This window comes from Pricia sp., assembly GCF_041745955.1.
In the GTDB taxonomy this organism is placed as follows: Bacteria; Bacteroidota; Bacteroidia; order Flavobacteriales; family Flavobacteriaceae; genus Pricia.
Genome location: NZ_JBGTHY010000461.1, coordinates 1 through 3,102 on the forward strand (window position 1 = coordinate 1; position 3,102 = coordinate 3,102).

Annotated in this window: 3 protein-coding genes and 1 pseudogene; all 4 read left to right on the plus strand. The window is 42.7% G+C overall.

Annotated elements, in window-relative coordinates; all coding sequences use genetic code 11:
- The first annotated feature begins 158 nt into the window (after positions 1 to 158).
- Complete coding sequence (locus tag ACEW8S_RS16310) at positions 159 to 1,418, plus strand: transposase (protein ID WP_373519182.1); 1,260 nt, start codon at positions 159 to 161, stop codon at positions 1,416 to 1,418.
- A gap of 357 nt (positions 1,419 to 1,775) precedes the next feature.
- Entirely contained in the window at positions 1,776 to 2,072 is a 297-nt protein-coding gene (locus ACEW8S_RS16315; protein WP_373519183.1) for a hypothetical protein, read from the plus strand.
- Positions 2,073 to 2,076: 4 nt separating this feature from the next.
- Positions 2,077 to 2,640: a hypothetical protein gene (locus tag ACEW8S_RS16320; RefSeq protein WP_373519184.1), complete on the plus strand. Its 564-nt coding sequence runs from the start codon at positions 2,077 to 2,079 to the stop codon at positions 2,638 to 2,640.
- 257 nt (positions 2,641 to 2,897) lie between these two features.
- Positions 2,898 to 3,102 (plus strand): annotated as a pseudogene (locus ACEW8S_RS16325) (adenine methyltransferase); the annotation flags it as partial.

Below are 3,102 nucleotides of genomic sequence, written 5' to 3' on the forward strand. Positions count from 1 at the left end.
TTGGGTTTTAATTAGCCATCCCCCGAAAAGTGGACGGGTGGTTTGTTAGAGTATTGATTTTATTGGTGTTCCGGGAGGTTTTTAAATAGGAAAACTGTTTTAAAAGTGGTAAATTGTAATTGGAAAAAACGAACAATAAACCCTTAAAAAACAGTTCCATGGACAATATACTGACAAAAAGAATACTGACCAAAATAAACGGATATCTTTCCTGCCCGGCCGATATGACCAAGCCCGAAAGGCGCTGCCTGAAGGACATGGTAACGGGCATACTCAAGAGCAGGTCCGTATTCGTGAACCAGATCGCGGCCTCCCTCAGGGAGCCCTTGAGGCTAAAGGACGTGGCAAAACGGCTCTCGTCGCAGTACCTGAAGGAGGACTATGCCGACAAGGTACTGGAGGGCCATCTGGGGTCGGCGGCCCTGGGGGTATCGAAGGACGATTTCATCGTCATGGACGGCACCGACATCAGTAAAAAGCACGCGAAATACATGGAAGGGCTGGAATTCGTGAAGAACGGGGATACCGGGGAGATAGGGCTCGGCTATAACGTTTTGAACATCACCGCCGTCAACGCCCACAAGGAAATGTCCCCCCTGATGGGCAGGGCGTACAGTTACGAGATGGGCGCACTGAGCAGCAACAAAGAGATCAAGGAAACGGTGCGGAAGGTAAAGGAGCACATCGGCGACAAGGGCTGTTGGGTATTCGACCGCGGGGCGGACAACCAGATCCTCAAGGATTTCTTCATCGGCGAATGTCCGCGGGCCATCATCCGCTTGAAGAAGAACACCAGGGTCGACCATGGCGGGGAAAAGGTCGAGGCAGGGGAACTGGCCAAGAAAGTCGACCTTACGACAGGCCAAAAAGTGATCAAGATAAAGAAGGACAGGCCCGTGGCCGAGATCTACGATATTGGGGCCGTACCGATAGAATACAGGATAGGGCGCAGCGTCCACCATCTGTGGCTGGTGGTCACCAAAAACAGGCGGCACGGCGGGCTCTGCTACCTGCTGGTGAAGAGCGATCTGGCCACCTCCGTGGAGGTCGCGAAATGGGCCTTCAAAGGGTACGGGCTACGCTGGAAGATCGAGGAGTACCACAGGCACGTCAAGCAGGAGTACGGGCTGGAGGATATACAGATAAAGACCTTTACGGGGCTGCAATCCATGTTGGCCGTCCTTACGGCGGCCATGTACATGATCTACAGGAAAATTCGGTCGATGCACACCGACCTGTTGCTCGATGCGGGGTACAACTACCTGAACAAAAACGTGCCACGGGAACTCGTCAACTTCATCTACTACAAGATAAGCAAGGTGGTATCCATACTGTTGATGCCGGTAAGGACGAGATGGAAGATAGACGATATGGTGCCCGATCCGTTCCTCGGTCAACTGGATCTGAAGTTCAATTGAAAAAACGGGGGATGGCTAATGTAGTTTGAATAATGATGGTAAATTAACTATGAAAATATACACAGAAGACGAAAACTTGTTTCTAAAATCTCATCCATATAAATCTTGGGAAGTCAAGTCTCCTGAAGCATATGACTGGAATGAGGTAGATTATGACGGACACGGCTATGTTCTAGTAAACGGTCATAGATACGATTCTGAAAATGAATTGTATAAAGTCGAGCGAGAAAAATGGAATTTATTAAAGCTCAAGTAAATGATTATTAATTTACATACATAAGTGGTATATCATCAATGATGCTATCAAATTGTTGCCAATAATTTGAGAAACAGCGTAACAACTTAAAATTATAGGAAATGAATTTTAAAGAAGCAACCGAATTAAAAAATAAAAATGAGTATTTAATCGGACAAAAATATAGAGGTGGAACAATTGAAGAATTAATAATTCGTCCGACAAATGCAAAGGAATTTGACGCTTTTGCTAAATCCTATTTGAGAACTATGAATGCCGAATTATCAATACAACCCTTTTTGGAAAGTGATTTAGCTGTAGACGCTGTTTGTGATAGAGCAAAAATCAGAACAAATAATATATTTTTTAGAACAGAATTGGAAAATTTATTAGATGAAAATTTGGACGTGAAACTTTGAAAATATGACAGAACAAGAAGCAAAAAATCATTTATATGACCTTTGGCAAAATGGAGAAATACCAAATAATTTTACCGAAGACCATTCAGATTTTTATAAAGCAGTAAACTATACAAAAAAGAACAATCAATTTGACTACGAAGAATTTTATGCAAGTATTGCAATAATAAAGTTTGGAATTTGGCAAGTCGAATCTGATGCATTAGTTGGAAAAGGAGGACACGATTATATTATTGAGTCTAGTAGATTTTGGGAAACAAGAGATTATAATGGACATTTAGTTTGGGATTGGTTAATCCATTTGGCTAAAAAATCTTGGATTAATAAAGAAAGTGTGAAAGACTTAAACACAGCTTTCTTTTTTTGTCAAGATTATTTTCGTGAAAACAAACCGAAAAACCTACCATACGTTTCGACTGCTCAAACTTTGAATATTCAAAAGCAAATTCTGGAAGTCCAAGCAGAAATGGGTAAATCTGAAAGTACTGGCAAAAATGGAATTGTAGAAATTGATAGCGAACGTATGCTCAAGTATCGTGACCTAATGACTAGCATAAAATATTTGTAAAGAACTACTGGCAATAAAGAACTGAGTTATAGCATAGTCTAAATAAGCGTTGAATGATTATACTGTGCTATAAGTGGCCTTATGTCAAATGGCCCTGCCGATTGTGGTATCAGATATTGAAAACGAATTTTACAAAAATCTAAATAAGCATTGGAAAATGACAAGGAATGTAACTGCATCGGCAGAACCCGATAGTGCCATTAAGTAAGACGGTGTCTCACATGCTCATCTCATGCAGCCAAAAACCAAACCGAATAATGACCACCCAACAGTATATTTCCAACCTTGACCAACGATACCGTCTAGGCAACGCCACGGAACACACCTTCCGCGGTGACCTACAACAGCTCATCGAAAGCTTGGTGCCGGACGTCAGTGCGACCAATGAGCCGAAACGACAATCCTGTGGTGCGCCCGACTACATCCTAACCAAAAAAGATATCCCCGTGGGCTTTATCGAGA